This window comes from Knoellia pratensis (assembly GCF_042666395.1).
In the GTDB taxonomy this organism is placed as follows: domain Bacteria; phylum Actinomycetota; class Actinomycetes; order Actinomycetales; family Dermatophilaceae; genus Knoellia; species Knoellia pratensis.
The window spans coordinates 658,209-675,033 of sequence record NZ_JBHTDJ010000001.1 but is presented as its reverse complement, the minus strand read 5'-3'; the positions used below and the strand labels follow the sequence as shown (position 1 = coordinate 675,033).

The 16,825-nt window shown below is 70.3% G+C and carries 19 protein-coding genes; 4 read left to right on the top strand and 15 right to left on the bottom strand.

Features of this window, described 5'->3' with window-relative positions; genetic code table 11:
* Positions 1-23 precede the first annotated feature (23 nt).
* Positions 24-1,202: a zinc-dependent alcohol dehydrogenase gene (locus tag ACFQRE_RS03110; protein WP_380118795.1), complete on the top strand. Its 1,179-nt coding sequence runs from the start codon at positions 24-26 to the stop codon at positions 1,200-1,202.
* Positions 1,199-2,194 carry an SDR family NAD(P)-dependent oxidoreductase gene (locus ACFQRE_RS03105; protein ID WP_380118793.1) on the top strand — a complete coding sequence of 332 codons (996 nt, stop codon included), beginning with the start codon at positions 1,199-1,201 and terminating at the stop codon, positions 2,192-2,194. The genes ACFQRE_RS03110 and ACFQRE_RS03105 overlap by 4 nt, the downstream gene beginning before the upstream one ends.
* Before the next feature lies 1 nt (position 2,195).
* On the opposite strand, the gene ACFQRE_RS03100 is transcribed toward ACFQRE_RS03105, so the two are convergent.
* From ACFQRE_RS03100 to ACFQRE_RS03060, 9 genes are read right to left on the bottom strand one after another with little or no spacing between them, the layout of a single operon-like run.
* Positions 2,196-2,903 carry a response regulator transcription factor gene (locus tag ACFQRE_RS03100; RefSeq protein ID WP_380118791.1) on the bottom strand — a complete coding sequence of 236 codons (708 nt, stop codon included), beginning with the start codon at positions 2,901-2,903 and terminating at the stop codon, positions 2,196-2,198.
* Between the two features lie 50 nt (positions 2,904-2,953).
* Positions 2,954-3,778, bottom strand: a complete 825-nt coding sequence (locus ACFQRE_RS03095; RefSeq protein ID WP_380118789.1) for a glycosyltransferase family 2 protein — start codon at positions 3,776-3,778, stop codon at positions 2,954-2,956.
* Entirely contained in the window at positions 3,771-4,838 is a 1,068-nt protein-coding gene (locus ACFQRE_RS03090; RefSeq protein ID WP_380118787.1) for a glycosyltransferase, read from the bottom strand. Before ACFQRE_RS03090 ends, ACFQRE_RS03095 begins: the two co-directional genes overlap by 8 nt.
* The gene (locus ACFQRE_RS03085) at positions 4,835-5,920 is read right to left on the bottom strand and encodes a glycosyltransferase (RefSeq protein WP_380118784.1); all 1,086 of its coding nucleotides are present in this window, start codon (positions 5,918-5,920) and stop codon (positions 4,835-4,837) included. The genes ACFQRE_RS03090 and ACFQRE_RS03085 overlap by 4 nt, the downstream gene beginning before the upstream one ends.
* Positions 5,921-6,619, bottom strand: coding sequence for a glycosyltransferase (locus tag ACFQRE_RS03080; RefSeq protein WP_380118781.1), 699 nt, complete (start codon positions 6,617-6,619; stop codon positions 5,921-5,923).
* A complete protein-coding gene (locus ACFQRE_RS03075; protein ID WP_380118779.1) occupies positions 6,616-8,037 on the bottom strand; it encodes a PIG-L family deacetylase in 1,422 nt (473 codons plus the stop codon). The genes ACFQRE_RS03080 and ACFQRE_RS03075 overlap by 4 nt, the downstream gene beginning before the upstream one ends.
* On the bottom strand, positions 8,034-9,122 hold the full coding sequence (locus ACFQRE_RS03070) for an acyl-CoA dehydrogenase (RefSeq protein ID WP_380118777.1): 1,089 nt from the start codon (positions 9,120-9,122) through the stop codon (positions 8,034-8,036). The genes ACFQRE_RS03075 and ACFQRE_RS03070 overlap by 4 nt, the downstream gene beginning before the upstream one ends.
* Before the next feature lie 31 nt (positions 9,123-9,153).
* A complete protein-coding gene (locus ACFQRE_RS03065) occupies positions 9,154-9,534 on the bottom strand; it encodes a hypothetical protein (RefSeq protein WP_380118775.1) in 381 nt (126 codons plus the stop codon).
* On the bottom strand, positions 9,531-10,073 hold the full coding sequence (locus ACFQRE_RS03060; protein WP_380118773.1) for a hypothetical protein: 543 nt from the start codon (positions 10,071-10,073) through the stop codon (positions 9,531-9,533). The genes ACFQRE_RS03065 and ACFQRE_RS03060 overlap by 4 nt, the downstream gene beginning before the upstream one ends.
* A 112-nt stretch (positions 10,074-10,185) precedes the next feature.
* On the opposite strand from ACFQRE_RS03060, the gene gntA reads away from it, so the two are divergent.
* Complete coding sequence (gene gntA, locus ACFQRE_RS03055; RefSeq protein ID WP_380118770.1) at positions 10,186-10,899, top strand: guanitoxin biosynthesis heme-dependent pre-guanitoxin N-hydroxylase GntA; 714 nt, start codon at positions 10,186-10,188, stop codon at positions 10,897-10,899.
* Entirely contained in the window at positions 10,896-11,510 is a 615-nt protein-coding gene (locus tag ACFQRE_RS03050) for a DUF1989 domain-containing protein (protein ID WP_380118767.1), read from the top strand. Before gntA ends, ACFQRE_RS03050 begins: the two co-directional genes overlap by 4 nt.
* A 7-nt stretch (positions 11,511-11,517) precedes the next feature.
* Here the strand turns inward: ACFQRE_RS03050 and idi are convergent, their stop codons facing one another.
* Genes idi through ACFQRE_RS03020 form a run of 6 tightly spaced genes read right to left on the bottom strand, consistent with a single transcriptional unit; the run spans position 11,518 to position 16,736 of the window.
* Positions 11,518-12,078 carry an isopentenyl-diphosphate Delta-isomerase gene (gene idi, locus ACFQRE_RS03045; RefSeq protein ID WP_380118764.1) on the bottom strand — a complete coding sequence of 187 codons (561 nt, stop codon included), beginning with the start codon at positions 12,076-12,078 and terminating at the stop codon, positions 11,518-11,520.
* Positions 12,075-13,097, bottom strand: a complete 1,023-nt coding sequence (locus tag ACFQRE_RS03040) for an NAD(P)/FAD-dependent oxidoreductase (RefSeq protein ID WP_380118762.1) — start codon at positions 13,095-13,097, stop codon at positions 12,075-12,077. Before ACFQRE_RS03040 ends, idi begins: the two co-directional genes overlap by 4 nt.
* Entirely contained in the window at positions 13,090-13,647 is a 558-nt protein-coding gene (locus ACFQRE_RS03035; protein ID WP_380118760.1) for an isoprenylcysteine carboxyl methyltransferase family protein, read from the bottom strand. The genes ACFQRE_RS03040 and ACFQRE_RS03035 overlap by 8 nt, the downstream gene beginning before the upstream one ends.
* Positions 13,647-14,717 (bottom strand): type III polyketide synthase, encoded by a 1,071-nt coding sequence (locus tag ACFQRE_RS03030; protein WP_380118757.1) that lies wholly within the window; start codon positions 14,715-14,717, stop codon positions 13,647-13,649. The genes ACFQRE_RS03035 and ACFQRE_RS03030 overlap by 1 nt, the downstream gene beginning before the upstream one ends.
* 1 nt (position 14,718) lies before the next feature.
* Entirely contained in the window at positions 14,719-15,903 is a 1,185-nt protein-coding gene (locus tag ACFQRE_RS03025; RefSeq protein WP_380118755.1) for an NAD(P)/FAD-dependent oxidoreductase, read from the bottom strand.
* Positions 15,900-16,736 (bottom strand): UbiA family prenyltransferase, encoded by an 837-nt coding sequence (locus tag ACFQRE_RS03020; RefSeq protein ID WP_380118752.1) that lies wholly within the window; start codon positions 16,734-16,736, stop codon positions 15,900-15,902. The genes ACFQRE_RS03025 and ACFQRE_RS03020 overlap by 4 nt, the downstream gene beginning before the upstream one ends.
* Positions 16,737-16,825 lie beyond the last annotated feature (89 nt).

Below are 16,825 nucleotides of genomic sequence, written 5' to 3'. Positions count from 1 at the left end.
TAGGTTGACGCTAAGGAACTCACGTGAAGGCACTCACTTGGCACGGCAAGAAGGACGTCCGCGTCGAGGACGTCCCCGATCCCCGCATCGAACAGGCAACCGATGCGGTCATCAAGGTCACCTCCACCGCGATCTGCGGGTCGGACCTCCACCTCTACGACCCGCTCGGGCCGTTCCTCTCCCCCGGCGACGTCCTCGGTCACGAGACGATGGGCGTCGTCGAGGAGGTGGGTTCCGAGGTCACCCACATCAAGCCCGGTGACCGCGTCGTGATCCCGTTCAACATCTCCTGCGGACACTGCTGGATGTGCGTGCGCGGCCTCACGGCGCAGTGCGAGACGACCCAGGTGCGATCCCACGGCAAGGGTGCTGCGCTGTTCGGCTACACCGAGCTCTACGGCTCCGTGCCCGGCGGACAGGCGGAGTACCTCCGGGTCCCGCAGGCCCAGTTCGGTCCGATCCTCGTGCCGGAGGGGGTCGCCGACGAGCGCTTCCTCTACCTGTCCGACATCCTGCCGACGGCGTGGCAGGGCGTCGAGTATGCCGAGGTCCCCGACGGTGGCAGCCTCGCCGTGTTCGGTCTCGGACCGGTGGGACTGCTCGCCGTGGCGATCGGCGTCCATCGCGGCCTGCGGGTCGTGGGCATCGACAACGTGCCGGAGCGCATGGCCAAGGCGGAGCGGTACGGCGCGACGGTCATCAGTTCCGACCTCGACGACGTGCCGGGCGCGATCCGTGACCTCACCGACGGCCGCGGCGTCGACGGCGGACTCGACGCGGTGGGCATGGAGGCCCACGGCAGCCCGATCGCCGAGGCGGCCATCAAGACGGTCGGTTTCGTCCCTGACAGGCTGGCCAAACCCATGATGGAGAAGGTCGGGATCGACCGCCTCGCCGCTCTCCGGTCGACCATCGGGTCCGTGCGCCGGGGCGGGACGGTGTCGGTGAGCGGTGTCTACGGAGGCATGGCCGACCCGATGCCGATGATGGAGATGTTCGACAAGGGTCTGACCTTCCGCATGGGCCAGTGCCACGTCAAGCGCTGGATCGACGACATCGTCCCCGTCGTGCTCGAGGACGGTGACCCGCTGGGGTTGGAGAGCCTCGCCACGCATCGGCCAGCACTCAGCGATGCGCCCGCGGCCTACGAGATGTTCCAGAAGAAGGAGGACGGGTGCGTCAAGGTCGTTCTCAAGCCATGAGTGGGGTCGCCCTCGTCGCGGGTGCTTCTCGCGGGCTCGGTCTGCTCATCAGCAGCGAGCTCGTGGACAGGGGCTACCGAGTCCACGGCTGCGCCCGCGACCGCGCGGAGCTCGACCGCGCCGAGGCGATCGTCAACAGCGGCGACGTGGGGCCGAGCATCGAGGCCAAGGACCGTCCGGGCGGCGGGCGTGGAGAGTTCATCGGCCACGTCTGTGATGTCGCCGATGCCGAGGCCGTCGCTGAATGGGTCGCGAACGTGCGGTCGGCCGAGGGGTCGGTGGACGTCGCCATCCACGTCGCCGGCATCATCCAGGTCGGCCCGGTCGAGTCGACCTCACTGGGGCACTTCCGAGCCGCCATCGACACGATGCTCCTCGGACCGGTCCACCTCTGCCTGTCCGTCCTGCCAACGATGCTCGAAGCCGGCTCGGGCCGGATCGGTGTGGTGAGCTCCGTGGGTGGCGTGGTCTCTGTGCCGCACCTGCTCCCCTACTCGGTGGCCAAGTTCGGAGCCGTCGGACTCAGCGAGGGGCTCCAGGCCGAGCTGAGCGGCACAGGCGTCACCGCAACGACGATCGTGCCCGGACTCATGCGCACCGGCGGGCACCTGCACGCTCAGTTCGTGGGGGACGCCCCCAAGGACTATGCGTGGTTCTCCACGGGGGCCTCGCTGCCGCTGCTGTCCATCTCTGCCGAACGAGCGGCCCGGCGGATCGTGGATGCCGTGCTGGCCGGGCGCTCGCAGGTCGAGCTCACGCCCCTGACCTGGGTGGGTCGCAGGGTTCACGGTGTGGCTCCCGGCCCGACCTCACGAGTGCTCGGGCTGGTGGCTCGCGCACTCCCACGCACGTCCGCCGACGGGCCCTCGATGGGCGACGCCACGGCACACGTCTCCGGCGCGGACGCACGGCGGGCCCTTGGATCACGAGTGGTCAATACCCTCAGCACGCTCGGCGACAGGGCAGCCCGTCGCCTCAACGAGACCAGGTGACCTAGGCCGTCCCCTGCGCCTGGGCCAGGGCAACGTTGCCGACGCCTGCGTCCCCGGTGGGGAGCAACACCCTCATCCGCGTCGGCGCCATGCCGTGGTCGATCCCCCAGAGGATGGCTCTGCTCCGACTCGTCACGCCCATCGTGCGATAGGCCGACCGGATGTAGGACTTCACCGAGTTGATGCTGAGGTAGGTGCGTTCGGCGATCTCGTTGTTGCTGAGACCAGCCGTGACCAACGCGATGATCTCGGCCTCACGGGGAGTCAGCCCCTCCTCACGACCGGGCCACGAGTTGCTGGCAAGACTCGGCTCCTCGGCGTAGGGAATGACCTCGAGGTGCGCGTCCTGGACCTCGGTGAGGGCCCTGACCAGCGCCTCGGCATCGAGCGACTTGTGCAGGGCGGCGTGAACCCCCCGGGCCAGCGCCGAGGCGACGAGGTCCTCGGTGAGGAGCCACGTGTAGAGGACGACCCGGCCGATGTCGGGGTTGTTGCAGAGATCGTCGAGGTCGTCCGAATGCAGGCTGGTGCGCGTGAACGTGTCATAGAGCGCGATGTCGACCGCACGGCTGACGGGCAGGTCGAGGTCGAGCTCAACCACCTCGACGAGGTCGGAGAACGGCTCCAACATGGCCGCGATCCCGCGCACGATCAGCTCGTGGTCATTGACCAGAGCAACCGTGAGGGGTCGGCGAGCGGGCGCACTCATGCCGACCAGAGTACGTCGCGACGAGGCACTCCGACACTCCCTTGGCCGGGTCATCTGGGCTCCACGACCGCAAGACCGCCCCCGTCGAAGGTCACGAGGCCACGGGCGGCGAACTCGTCGAGCCACCCCCGCATCGGCCAGGCACCCCACCGGCGGTGGAAGGTCGTCGCGTTGCGGACGATGTCGACCACGTGCTCGACCGGTGGGTGAGAGACGGGGTGGTACTGGTGGTAGGCGTCGGCTCCTCCGACCCACACCAGGTCAACGCCTCGAGACCGAGCCACCGCGCCGAAGTCCGTGTCCTCGGCGCCGTAGCCGACGTACTCCTCGTGGAAGCCTCCGAGCGTGGTCCAGGTCGTCGCCGTCATGGCGCAGCTCAGCGACCAGAAGAGGTCGTGATCACCGCCCCGCTGGATCTGACCGACGGGTGGGTCGGGCCGGACGTGGTGGGGGGCTCTCAACCGGTCGAGGAGCGACAGGTCGCCCGGGATGCCGTGACTCTCGTCGAGATAGGTCACCGGACCGGCGAGCAGGGCGCCGGGGGCCCAAGAGGCTGCCTGCTCGTAGGCCGCGATGAGCCGCGCGCCGGGGGCGCAGTCGACGTCGAGCATGATGACGAGGTCCGCGCCGCCAGCGAGAGCCACGTCGACGCCCAGGTTGCGGGCCCGTGCCAGCGGCAGGCCGAGAGGGTCACCGTCGACATGGACGACCGTGGTCCCGCCCTCTCGCCCGACAACCTCATCGATGGCGGTGTCGTCCATCGCAACGATGACGTGGGCCGTCCCGGGAGAGAACGTCCGAAGCGCCCGGCGTTGCTGGCGCAGGTGCTCGTGGCGGCCGTGGGCGATGGTCACCACCGTCGTCTGGTCAGACACCTGCGACCACCTCGACCAGGGAGGCGGCTCGAGCCGCTGCCCCCTGACAACCCCAGGTGCGCCAGCCCTCGCCACCGGTGGTGTGGGCCAGGTTCACGAGGTCGCCCCAGTGCGCCCCCTTGACGTCGTCGCGCTGCACGACCTGGGCGATCCCCGAGCTCGCGAGCACCGCGCCCATGTGACGTTGCTCGTCGAACGGCCGGCTCTGGGGCAGCACAACGGCCGGCAGCCCCCAGCCGGCCACGTCGGCGATCGCGTTCTGGCCGGCATGGGTGACTACCACGTCGGTCTGGGCGAGGCGATCGTGCACGTCCGGGATCCAGGCCTTGCCACCGACCACCGTCCAGTCGATGTCGGGGACCGAGTCGGTGATGACGCCGTGAAGGTCCGGGTCGTCGAACCCGTCCGAGCCAGCGAGCACGAGACCACGAAGACGCGATGACGACGACGAGGGCGATGGGGCCGATGACACCGGCGCTCCGGTCGCGCGGGCGACGGGCTCACGCGCGATCCCCCCGACCGCCACGAGACGGGCATCGGGCCCGTTTTCGCACCCGAGGATGCGGGATGTGCGCCAGATGTCCTCGGTGGCCCAGGCGGGCCATGGCGCCAGCACCGCAGTCGCGGCGTCGTACGCCGCTGCGTGAGCCGAGTCGGTGCGCTCACCGGGTTGGGCGACCACGACCACGGGGATGCCCAGCAGGCGCACCATGACCGCGACCTCGCAGGACACATCGACCACCACGACATCCGGTTCCTCCACCTGGACCCAACGCGCGATCGTGGTCATGCGTTCACGGAATCCGCTGTGCCACAGGGGTGCCCAGTGCATCATCCCGTGCGCGGTCACATCCGAACCCGATTCCGTGCCGGGTTCGGGAAGTGGCGCGTCCATCGCGAGGCGGACCGAGGGGACCGGCGACCTGCGCGCGGCGTCGCCCTCGAGCGCCGACCCGAGCAGGGTGACGTCGGCTCCACGAGCCATCAACTCTCGCCCGACCACCATCGCGCGGGTGCGATGGCCCGCGCCGTGATGATGGACGTACCACCCCACCTTCATGACCGTCCCTCCCTGGTCAGGACGAGCTCGCGATAGAGCTCGACGTAGTCCGCCACCATGGCTTCGACTCCTAGATCACGACGGGCACAACGGTGCACGTCAGTTCGGTGCAGGGTGGACACAGCGCTCAGAGCTTCAGCGATCCCAGCGACCTGCTGCTGCTCGTCACCTCGGGTGCTCACGAGCGCGCCGATCTCTGGTGAGACGACCTCTCGGAGCCCACCCCGGTCGAGCGCCACGACCGGGGTGCCCCACATGGCCGCCTCGGCAGCCACCAGGCCGAAGGGTTCCTCCCAGCGTGGCGTGACAAGAGCGGCGGCGCTCGTGCGCACCAGTGCTGCGAGTTCCACGTGCGACAGGTGTCCGACGTGCTCGACCTCGCGGTCGAGCTCGGGCGCGATGACGCCGTCGAACCAGGCCTGGTCGCTGATCGGACCAGCCAGACGCAGCGGGCGGCCGGAGTGTCGAGCCGCTCGGATCGCGAGGTCGGCGCCCTTCTCGGGCGTGAGTCGACCCATCCAGACAAGGTCGTCACCACCCACGCCCGGGCCGACCCCGTCGTCCTCGACGCCGTTGAGGATGACCCGTGGCGGCGACGGGAGCGTGGTCCAGTCCCGAGCGTTCGCTCGGGACACGCAGGCGTATGCCGCGTGCGCACCTGCGAGGGCGACTCCCAGCTCCATCCACGGGAAGGGCGGCGTGTGCAGGGTCGTGAGCACGGGCGCCGGGAGTACTCGACTGAAGGCCAACGGCAGGAAGTGAAGGCTCTGGTTGTGCACGATGTCGACGTCGGGGCGGGCCAGGAGGTCCACGACCGCACTCGTCATGGCGGCATGGTCACGCAGGAATCCCGGCTCAGGCAGCTGTGGATCGACAGCTGCGACGGCGCTGAGCTCTGGCAGCTCCGGATAGGGCACGACCTCGTCCGCGAGCTCCGGGTTGGTTCCTGCGCACGCATAAAGCCGGACATGGTGGCCGAGCTGGCGCAGCCCGCGCGAGAGGAGCGCGGTGTGCGCTTCCTGCCCGCCGGCATACGGCTCGACGATCGGATGGCGGGACGTCGCGAACATGGCGATGCGCACTCAGCTCACCTCGTCCTCGAGTGCCAGGATGAAGTCCGCGAAGCCACCGCGACACCGACTCAGCCGACGCGCGGAGGAGGCCACCCGGACGGCGTCCGTCGCCACCCAGCGGGTCGTGTGGGCACGGATCCTGCGGACGAGGTCGACGTCCTCGTCCGTGGCCAACGAACGGAAACCCCCGACCTCGAGATAGGTGCTTCCCCGCAGTCCGAGGTTGGCACCGTGCACGTGCGGGTGGCCCTCGATGAGGAGGTGCCGCGCCCGCCACCGAGACAGCACGGCCGTGTCCGTGAGGCCGAAGGGTTCCACGGTGCCGATGACGACATCGTGAGCGCTCGCCAGCTCAACCTGTTCGGTGAGCCAGTTCGTGGGCACGACCGAGTCGGCGTCGGTGCAGGCGATCCACAGCCCTTCGGGGGCAACGCCGTTGCTGGCACTCGACTCCAGGGCGCCTCGCACCCCGGCGTTGCGGGCCGCGCCGACCATCCCGAAGTCGACGGACAAGCCGTGCATCCGCGCTGAATCCACGACCAGCGCCGAACGGTCACGGCACTGGTCAAGCACGACAGTGATGTCGATGAGGAGGTCCGGACGCGCGTCTCGCAGGGCGAGGCGGGCCTGCTCGACACTCAGGAGGCACCGCGGCAGCAGCTGCTCCTCGTCGCGTGCCGGGATCACCACATGGACGGCGCGGATCATCGTGACACCGCGTAGGTGTCGGCCAGGAAGTCAGCTTCGGCGTGGCTCGATGTCGCCCAGCGCTCGCAGACGGCCCGGATCTGACCATGGACGGCGGGGCCGTCCGAGGGGATGTGTTTGGTCGGACGGCGCCAGTGCACGACGAGCAGTTCGCCTCCGGGTTCGAGTCGCTCAAGGACAGCAGCAAGAGTCAGCCAGAGGTCGAACGGCTTGAGGAAGTAGCCGACCTCCGAGAGCACGACCAGGTCGAACGTTCCCTCGACGTCCTCCAGGACCTCCGGGGCCACCCCCTGGAGCCACGAGATGCCGTGTGCCCCACGACTGCTCGCGATCGCCAAGGCGCGAGCGCTGACGTCGATGGCCACCACGGCGTCGGCCCGATCACCGAGCGCCGCGGTGAGCGCGCCCGTGGAGCAGCCGATGTCGAGCACCCGGTCGTACCGCTCGCGGCCAAGCGTGGCGAGGCAGAGAGCCCGCTTGCGGCGTTCGTACCAGCTCTCGCTGGACCATGGGTCGTCGCTGTCGGCGAACATCGCATCGAAAGTCTGACCCAGCGGCTCCCCTGCAACCTGTCCGTGAGTGACCTGATCGGGTTCCGGAGCGCGCGAGCGGTCGGCGCCCGAGCCCACGGCTGCGAGCACCAGCGTCGTGAACCCGCGGCGGAACGGCGCCATCACCGCTTCGGTGAGCAGCAGCTCGTCGCCCACTGCAGGCGAGAGCGGCTGCCGTTGGGTGAGGTGCTCGTCGAGCGCTCGATCACTCGCGGACAGGCCCTCGAGCGTTGCGTCCACGACGACTGACTCCGCCCACGGGAGGTCGTCCGGTGCTCCCCAGTGCCAGAGCCAGACCATGTAGTGCGCCAGGCCGACCGGCCCATCGGGCCCCTGTGACCCGTCCTGAGTGGGCGCGGGTGACGCCACTGCTTGCGTGGCAGCCTGACCAGCCGCGTCGTGATCGGGGTGGCCGTCGGCGGTCCACGGCGCAAGCACGAACGTGCCAGGACGAATGAGGTCCTGGATCGCGGCGACCGATTCGGCGAGGTAGGAGGGCAGCGTGCCGTCCGCGAGGCCCGCGTGGATGACTCGGGCACACGGAGCAAGGACGGCGGCGGCACGGTCCGCCTCGGCGCTTCGCATCGAGGCCAACTGTGAGGGCGTAACCGTGGGCGAGCGCGGGTGCGAACCCTCACCGTCGGTGAGCACCAGGACGGTGACGTCGAGCCCGAGGCAGGCAGCGTCCGCGATGAACGCCCCCGCTCCCAGGCACTCGTCATCCGGGTGAGCCGCCACGACGAGCAGATGGTTGTAGGGCGCGAGAAGGGTCGCAGTCGTCGGCCGCCGAAGCGTGGACCACCGCTCGTCGCGCACCCACCGCGGCTCACCCTCGGGGTGATGGAGCGTGCCGGTGCGAGGACTCATGGCGTCCGCCCGACCAGCAGGGAGCCAAGCCGGGCGACATCCCGCTCCCCATGATGTTGACGGACGTAGATCCCCAGGTCGGCGACGCGGCGGGCGTGTTCCTCGTCGCTCGTCAGGGGGGCCGGGCCCAGGGCCCGGGCGGTCTCCGCCAGGGTGCGGTCGACCGCAGCAGCGACCGTTCCCCGGACGCGAGCGGCCAGGACCTCACCTGCGGTCCCTGTCGCCTCACCCGAGTCGATCCGGTCGGCTGCGGCACGCAGGGCGAGTTCAGCCCCCTGCAGGGCGAGGTCGAGTCGGCCGAGGTGGAGCATCGCGATTTGGTCCGGATCGCGATGCAGAGCCGCATCGATCACACTCTGGGCCAGCGCGCAGGCGCCTCCGAACCAGACGGCTGCCACCCCCACCCCACCCCAGGCGAAGCCCGGTCGCTCGAGGTACCACCCCGGTGGGCCGACGGGCAGGGCAGGGACTCCGTCGAGTTCGAGAGCCGTGCTCCGGACCGCAGCGAGTCCGCGGGACACCCACGGAGCGTCGCTGACGCGAACCCCCGGATGCGACAGCTCAACCGCAAAGACCTGGCGGCGCGAGTGGTCGATGTGGGCGGTGATGAGGGCGTGTGAGAGCTGGCCACCGAGAGAGCACCACGGCTTGACCCCGGAGAGCATCCACTCGCCGCCGACCGAATGGGCGTCGAGGTGCGCTCCGGGTGCGTGGGCGGCATACACCCCCCACGTGCTTCCTCCGGGTGCGCTCGCACTGGGCCAGCTGCCATCGACTCCCCGGTCGCGCGAGGCCGCCTGCGCGAGGATGGCGAGCGCGTCGAGGTGCGGCTCGACGACGCGGCCAACCGTGAGGTCCCCGGCTCCGAGTGAGGCCAAGGTCTGGAGGTAGGTCCAGGTCGACCGTCCAAGGGAGTCGCTCGTGGGTCCGAGTGCGCGGGCGAGCTCGAGGGCTGCGTCGATGTCTGGGCCTGCAGAGCGTGCGGCGGCCACGAGCTCGTGCTCCGCCCATCGCAGGAAACTCGGGCCGGATGAGCCGCCTGCCTGCGGCTCGGCAGAGTTCGTGGCGACGTGGGTGTCACTCATGGGGATCTCCTTCGTTGGCAGTGGTCTGCGCTCAGGCCAGTGCGCGCTGGAGCGATTCCGGGTCCGCGACCGTGAGGGTGGCTCCCGGATGCTTGATGGTGCGGGTGGGATCGACACCCGCAACCGGCTCGAGGAACTGCACACACAGGGCCCGCTCCCCATTCGTCGCGAACGTGACGCCACGGTCGGAGAAGGAGAGGTGCGGTGGACCGGCGGTCTTGAGCCAGCGGAAGTTGCCGGTGATCTCGGTGGTGGCGATGTTGGCGCGGGGGGTGACGAGGCACCAGGGACCGAATCGCACCCGCAGTTCGTCTTCGGTGACGGTCACGTGGGCCGTCCGAGGGCGGATGCCGAAGATCAGCGCCGGGAGTCGGTGGGCCGGAGCGAACGCGAACTCGAAGCGGCGGTTCACTTTCGCCGAAGCAAGGACGTCGGGCGGTCGAGCAGCCCGGCCACGCCGCGCTGCTGTTCACCGAGGTAGGCGTCGAGCACGAGCAGGCCGCCCGTGGTCACTGGGGTGGCCCACTGCAACCAACGCATGCGCTGCGACAGCTCCTGCGCCTGGCGTCGGGCATGGGGATTCAGCTCGGCCTGCTCGGCCGCCTCGCCGAGCTTGGCGCCTTGGAGGTATGCCGCTCCGCTGGCTGCGAGCGCGGCTCCCGTGAGCGTGGTCTTGAGCACCACGGCCGCCGTGGTCGGCGGGTGGGTCAGGGTTCGTCGGCGGTTGTCGGCCACGATGGCCAGGCCGCTGAGGAGATGCAAGCCGATGGCGGCACCCTGGACCGGACCCCACTTCGTCCAGCCCGCATCCGCGATTTCAGAGCGCTCCTTGGCGGTGTCGCCCTCCCGGGAGGCGGGGTTGAGCCCCACCGCCCCCATGAGCGAGCCACCGAACCACGCGGCGTTGGTCACGAGGTGGAGGGCGCGAACGGCGGTGCTGTATGCGGTCATGACTCGACCGTAGGTTCGAGTCCAGTCCCACCGGCTCACCCCAAAGGAGGTATCGGCACCCCGGGGTATCCGGAGAGGCTGAGGGCCAATTCAGCCCAGGAGGCCCGTTGTGATGAAGCAGATGAAGCGCCCTTCAACCGTCCCGACCGAGGACGAGGTACTCGACCACCTCGCTCCATGGGTGCTCAACCCCGACTACCCCTGCCTCGGCGCCCGCGCCGTCTTCAATCGAGACCGCGCGCACATCGTCACGACCGGGCGACTCGGCACCGCGAGCAGCAGTCTCGACGTGTTCCGCGCGCTGCGCGAGTTCGGCGAGGAGGCGGATCCCAGCCAGGGCTTCACCTCCCTCATCGCCGCGTTCGGCGGTGAGGCGCCGCTGACCGAGTCCTCGTTCGAGGACCGGCTCTGGGCCACCCTGCAGCACCTGCACGACTTCGACGACACCCCCTGGAATCCGGACGTGTCCGACGACCCGGCGGACGTCGACTTCTCCTTCAGCCTCGGTGGCGTCGCCTACTTCGTCGTCGGTCTCCACCCGCATGCCTCGCGCGATGCCCGCCGGACTCCCTGGCCCGTGCTCGTCTTCAACCTGCACTCCCAGTTCGAGGAGCTCAAGGCATCGGGGCGCTACGACCGCATGCGTGACCTCATCCGTGGCCGCGACCTCGACCTGCAGGGATCGCTCAATCCGATGGTCGCCGACTACGGCGTGAGCTCGGAAGCACGGCAGTACTCCGGTCGCGCGGTGGATGCCGGGTGGGAGGCACCCTTGGAGCATGGCACTGCGACACCGACCGCCCGACACCGACAGGAGAACTCATGAGCTCAGCACCCACCGTGGACACGATCCGGCTCGCCCCGCAGACCGGCGCGCATGTGCGTCTCGCGCCCGGCGACGTCCTCACGATCGTGGACCCGATGGGTGTGCAGGTGAGCGATCTCTTCAGTGTCAGCACCGACGACGTTGCCGAGGTGTTGTCGTCGGGGCGCTCGATCGACTTCGAGAACACCGTGCGCTTCACGACGGGCGCCCGGCTGTGGAGCAACCGCAGCCGACCGATGCTGACGATCGTCGAGGACACCTGTGAGAGCAACGACTTCCTGCTCACCCCGTGCAGCCAGCAGACCTTCGACATCCTCTATCCCGACTTCGGCGGGGCACCGCACCCGAGTTGCTTCGCGAACCTCGCGGACGCGCTGGCCCCTCACGGCGTCGACCCGGACCGCATCGGGACAGCCTTCAACATCTTCATGAACGTCTGGGCCGACGATTTGGGCGAGCTGCACATCGACCCACCAAAGAGCGTTGCTGGAGACCGCCTCTCGGTTCGTGCAGAGATGGACCTGCACGTGGCGATCACGGCCTGCTCGGCCGAGAAGTCCAACGGCGGGGTCTGCAAGCCGATCGACTACTCCGTGGTGCGCGCCGGCTGACCGACGCTCACAGCATGCCGTGCTCGGGCGAGCGCGGATCCTCCTGCAGGGCAGCGAGCTGCAGGAGGCACCACGGGCTCACCTCGCGACCGGAGACGAGGACGTCGCGGCGGAAGGCACCCCAGTCCACCCACTCCACCTCGGCCACCTCGGTCGGGTCAAGGACGAGCGCGCGCGGGTCAGGGCACGTGGCGGCATACACGGGGCAGAGCTCGTTCTCGACGGTGCCGTCGTCCATCACGGCGCGGTAGCGGAAATCGGGCAGGAGCAGGCGTATGCCGCTCAGCTCGGTTCCGAGCTCTTGCCTCACCCGCCGCTGGACGGCCTCCTCGACCGGCTCGCCCGGGGCAGGGTGTCCACAACAGCTGTTGGTCCACACTCCCGGCCACGTCCTTTTGGTCAGGGCCCGCCGGGTGAGGAGGAAGCGACCAGCGGGGTCGAACACGTAGCACGAGAAAGCCAGGTGTAGCGGCGTCTCGCTGTGGTGCACCGCCACCTTGGGGGCGGCGCCGATCGGCTGGCCGTCGTCGCCGAGCAGGACCACTAGCTCGTCGCGCCGGGCGGTCACGCCGGCCTCGCGAGCTGGTTGACCGCGGCGTCGAAGACACCGGGCAGGACCGCTGCGGCGTGGACGATGCGGTGCCGGACCGGCGACAGGCTGGTGGCCGAGACGAGGCCGTGCGTGAGCAGATCGTGACGCCAGCCGAGCCGGCGCCACTCCCCGGCGTAGCGCGCAGGCCGGTCGTCGGCAATGGCCTCGACAGCAGCCCTCGCTTGGGCCAGCCCGAGGGCGATGCCCTCGCCGGTGAGCGCGTCGACATAGCCCGACGCGTCACCGACCAGGAGCACCCGCCCCCGGACCCGCTGGCGGCTGCGCTGGCGGAGCGGACCGGCGCCGAGCGGGCGGGAGTGCGACCGGCCCTCGAGCCGACGAACGAGTAGCGGGAAGTCCGTGAGCAGGTCGTCCCACGATCGTCGTTCGGTGGTGAGGACGGCGATGCCCACCTCGCGAGCGCCGACCGGAGTGACGTAGGCCTCGCCGACGCAGGCCCAGTGCACCTCGACACACGACGTCCAGGGCTCCATCTCGACGTGGCACCGCTGGCCGTAGCGGCGGAGGCGAGAGGGCGGGCCGGACAGGTCGAGCAGCCGCCGCACGGGTGAGTGCAGCCCGTCGGCCGCGATGAGGTAGCGGGTCGGCTCGCCGTCCACCAGGAGATGGTCGCCACGTTCGAGGACCTCACGCACCGGGCGCTGTTCGGGGACGATGCCGACGGCCTCGGCCCGACTGGTGAGGGCGTCGTGCAGAACCGTGCGCCGGACGCCGAGGCCCTGCCCGTGCCGGAACCGGGCCTGCGCGCTCCGGGTGCCGTCGACGTAGCGGATGCCGGTGATCGGGTGCCCGTCGAGGTCCACGTCGAGGTCGCGCAGAGCCGCGACGGCACCCGGCATGAGTCCCTCCCCGCAGGCCTTGTCGATGACGCCGGCCCGAGGCTCACGCACGCCGACATCGAGACCGGCGCGGACGGCATACATGGCAGTGGACAGTCCGATCGGTCCGCCGCCAGCCACGATGAGGTCACGCATCGTCCAGCACCTTCGCCGCCGGCAGTGCCGCCAGTGCGGCGTTCTCCACGCGCAACCGCACGCTCAGCAGCGCGGCGTTGAGAAGGGTGAACGTGACGGCCGTGACCCACGACGCGTGCACGAGCGGCAGGGCGGCGCCCTCGACGACGACGGCGACGTAGTTGGGATGGGCGAGGACGCGGTAGGGGCCCGAGCGCACAGGAGCGAGACCCGGCACGACGATGACCCTGGTGTTCCACCGCCTGCCCAGGACGGTGATGCACCACCAGCGCAACGCCTGGGAGGCCACGACGAGCGCGAGCATCGACCAGGCCAGGGCAGCGGGGACTTCGGGCCGACGCACGAATGCCTCGACCAGCATCGCGACGAGGAAACCGGTGTGGAGGACGACCATCAGCGGGTAGTGCTCCCGGCCAGTCTCGAGGCCACCGCGGGCGAAGCTCCATGACGCGTTGCGTTGGGAGACCACCAGCTCGGCCAGTCGCTCGATGGCGACCAGCGCGACGACGATGACGAAGCCCGTGAGACCGGTGAGCGCGGCGCTGTCCATCACGGTTGCGGCTCCGGGTCAGTCGCACGCAGGAGGACGATCTCCGCGCAGAACCCCGGCCCCATCGCCAGCATCACACCGTGGGTGCCGGGCTCCGGGGGCCGCTCGCGCAGCGTGTCCTCCAGGACGTGCAGAACCGACGCGGACGAGAGGTTGCCGATGCGCGCCAAGGAGGCCCGGGTCAACGCCAGGTCGTGTTCGGTGAGCTCGAGCGCGCCGATGACGGCGTCGATGACCTTGGGACCGCCCGGGTGGCAGACCCACCAGCCGATGTCGGCACGGCTGAGGCCGTGGTCGGCCAGGAACGCGTCGACGTCCTCGCGGATGTATCGCCGGACGATCGCCGGCACTTGGGCGTCGAGCACGATGCGCAGGCCTCGGTGGCTGACGTCGAAGCCCATGGTCCGTTCGGAGTCGGGGTAGAGCCGGCTGCGGCTGTCGAGCACCTCCACGGGACCGCCGTGACCGGTGCCACCGCGGGCGACCACCGCGGCCGCGCCGTCGCCGAACAGCCCGCTCGCGACGAGGTTGGGCATGGAGGTGTCGTCGCGCTGCACTGTCAGGGAGCAGAGCTCGACGGTGACGAGGGCGGCGACCCGGTCGGGCCTGTCGCCGAGGTAGTCGTGCAGGCGAGCCACCCCGGCGGCGCCGGCGACGCAGCCGAGCCCGACCATCGGCACTCGCCGCACGTCGGGGCGCAGACCCAGCGCGGAGACGATGCGGGCGTCGAGCGAGGGGATCGCCAAGCCGGTGACGGTGGCGCAGATCAGCTCGTCGACGTCACTGGGAGTCAGGTCGGCGGCCTTGAGGGTGTCCTCGAGGGCCTGGGCACCGAGCGCGGTGGCGTGCTCGATGAACAGGTCATTGGCCTGCCCGAAGTTCTCCAGCCCGGCGTAGTCCTCGATGGGTAGCACGAGGTTGCGGTGCTCCACTCCCGCGTTGGCGTGCAGCCGACGCAGCACGTTCTCGTCGACGCCGCCGCGGGCGATGACACCGGCGAAGGTGTCGGTGATCTCGGCCTGGGTGTAGCGGTGTGGCGCCAAGGCGCCCCTGACCGCGAGGATCTCCACGTCATCGACCTCCGGTTCGGATGAGCTGGTTGCGTGCCAGGGCGGTGGCTAGCGACGTGACCAGACCCGGGGTGAGCCGGCCGTCACCCAGCCCGAGCTCCACGAGGTCGTCGAAGGTGCGCTGGTGCCGCCTGGCTGCCGTGATGCCCGCGTCGACGACAGCTGGTCGCGTGGTCAGTCGGGCCGCCACCCAGGTGTGATGGAGGTGACGGTTGAGGAGCGCACGCACCGCGGCGCGGTACTGCCCGCCCGCGCCGCCCCACCGACTGCCGGACGTCGCGGTCACGGCCGCGGAACCGGCCAGCGCGCCCGTCGCGACCGCGTAGTAGATGCCCTCGCCCGTCATGGGGTTGACCAGGCCGGCGGCGTCACCCGCGAAGAGCACGGGCCCGTCGGGTTGCTCTCGCCTCCACCCGCGACCGGACAGGGGCAAGTGGTGGGCGCGCCACCGCATGCCTTGCTCGACGGTGCCGGGCAGCAGCTCCTCGAGGCGGTCCAGCAGCAGCTGCCGCGTGAGCGCCTGATCGTCGCCGACCAGCTCGCCGTAGCCCACGTTGGACAGACCGTCACCCCGGTCGAAGGCCCAGGCGTACGACGGCTGGGAGGGTCCCAGGCCGTAGCGGATCACCTGACTGCCCGAGCGCTCGGGCTGGGTGGGGGCGTAGCCGCGGATGGCCAGTGCCAGCCGACCCGGGGTCGGCGCGGAGAGCGCGGCGCGCACGGCGGACTGGGCGCCGTCGGCACCGATGACCGTGCGCGCCCTGACCTCACCGTCGAGGACGACGCCGTCCCCCTCGACCTGCACCTTGCGGACCCGATGTCTCACCAGACAGGCGCCTGCGGCGACAGCCCGTTCGACGAGCCGGGCGTCGAAGACCTCACGCGGGATGACGTGGACGGGTCGGGCCATCCGCCCCCGGACCGCGTTGGCACCTCGGGAGAGCTCCAGGTGCTCCAGTGGCTTCCACCCTTCGACGACGTCGGCAGCGTGCAGCGGCTCGAGCACGTCCAGGACGTGCGGTGCGATGCCGTCACCGCAGCTCTTGTCACGGGGGAAGTCGTCGCGGTCAAGGAGCAGCACCCTCGCTGTCGGCCGCTCTGCGAGGGCGGCGAGGGCCGCGGCTGTGCCTGCCGGACCCGCGCCGACGACCGCGACGTCCCACACCTCGCCCGTCGCGGCGCTCATCCGGAGACCACCAGGAGGATGACGTCGGCCAGGGCGATCCCGATGGCGGCACGGAACGGGATCTTTCCGTGCCCTCGGAGGGCGAGGACCGCCAGGAGTGCCACCACGACGAGTGCCGCGGCCGACGTCAGCAGGGACTCGTCCTGCGCACCGACAGCCAGCAACACACTCGCGGACACGAGGCAGATCACGGCCAGCACCGACGCGGAGCGGTGGCCCAGCCGGTGGGCCAGGCCCCGGACACCCGTTGCCGCGTCGTCGTCCAGGTCGGGCAGGACGTTGAGCAGGTGTGCCCCGACGCCGAGCAGGGCGCCCGCCGTGGGCACCCACCACGGTGGTGGTCCGGCGCCCGGGGGGGCGAGTGTGATGAAGACCGGAAGGCCGGCGAACGCCACGGCATACGGGACCCATGAGAGGACCGTCGACTTGACCCCGAGGTTGTAGGACCAGCCGGCGGCCACGCAGCCCAGGTGGATCAGGCCCGCGACGGGGCCACAGGCGAGGGAGAGCACGACAGTTGCCAGCAGCGCGAGACCGCACGCCACGCGCGCGGTCCCGAGGACGACGTCGCCGTTCGCGAGCGGCTTGTCGGAGCGGCCGACCGCACGGTCCCGGTCGACGTCGATGAGGTCGTTCGCCCAGCCGATCGACAGCTGTCCCGTCAGCACGGCCAGGGCCACCAGCACGAGCCGGGCGGTTGTGAGGCCCGAGGCGATCGCGAACGCGACCGACAACATCGTGACCGCTGCGGATGGACCGGGGTGACAGGACCGCGCCAGCCCCGCGATCCGGGACGAGGTCGATGGCGGCCCGTCGGTCCGTTGCGTCAGCACGCCGGAGCCTGAGGCGAGGCGACGAAGCAGGTCATGGGCTCAACATAGGCGCAGCGACCGATCGGCGGCCTCACCCCAAAGGACACATC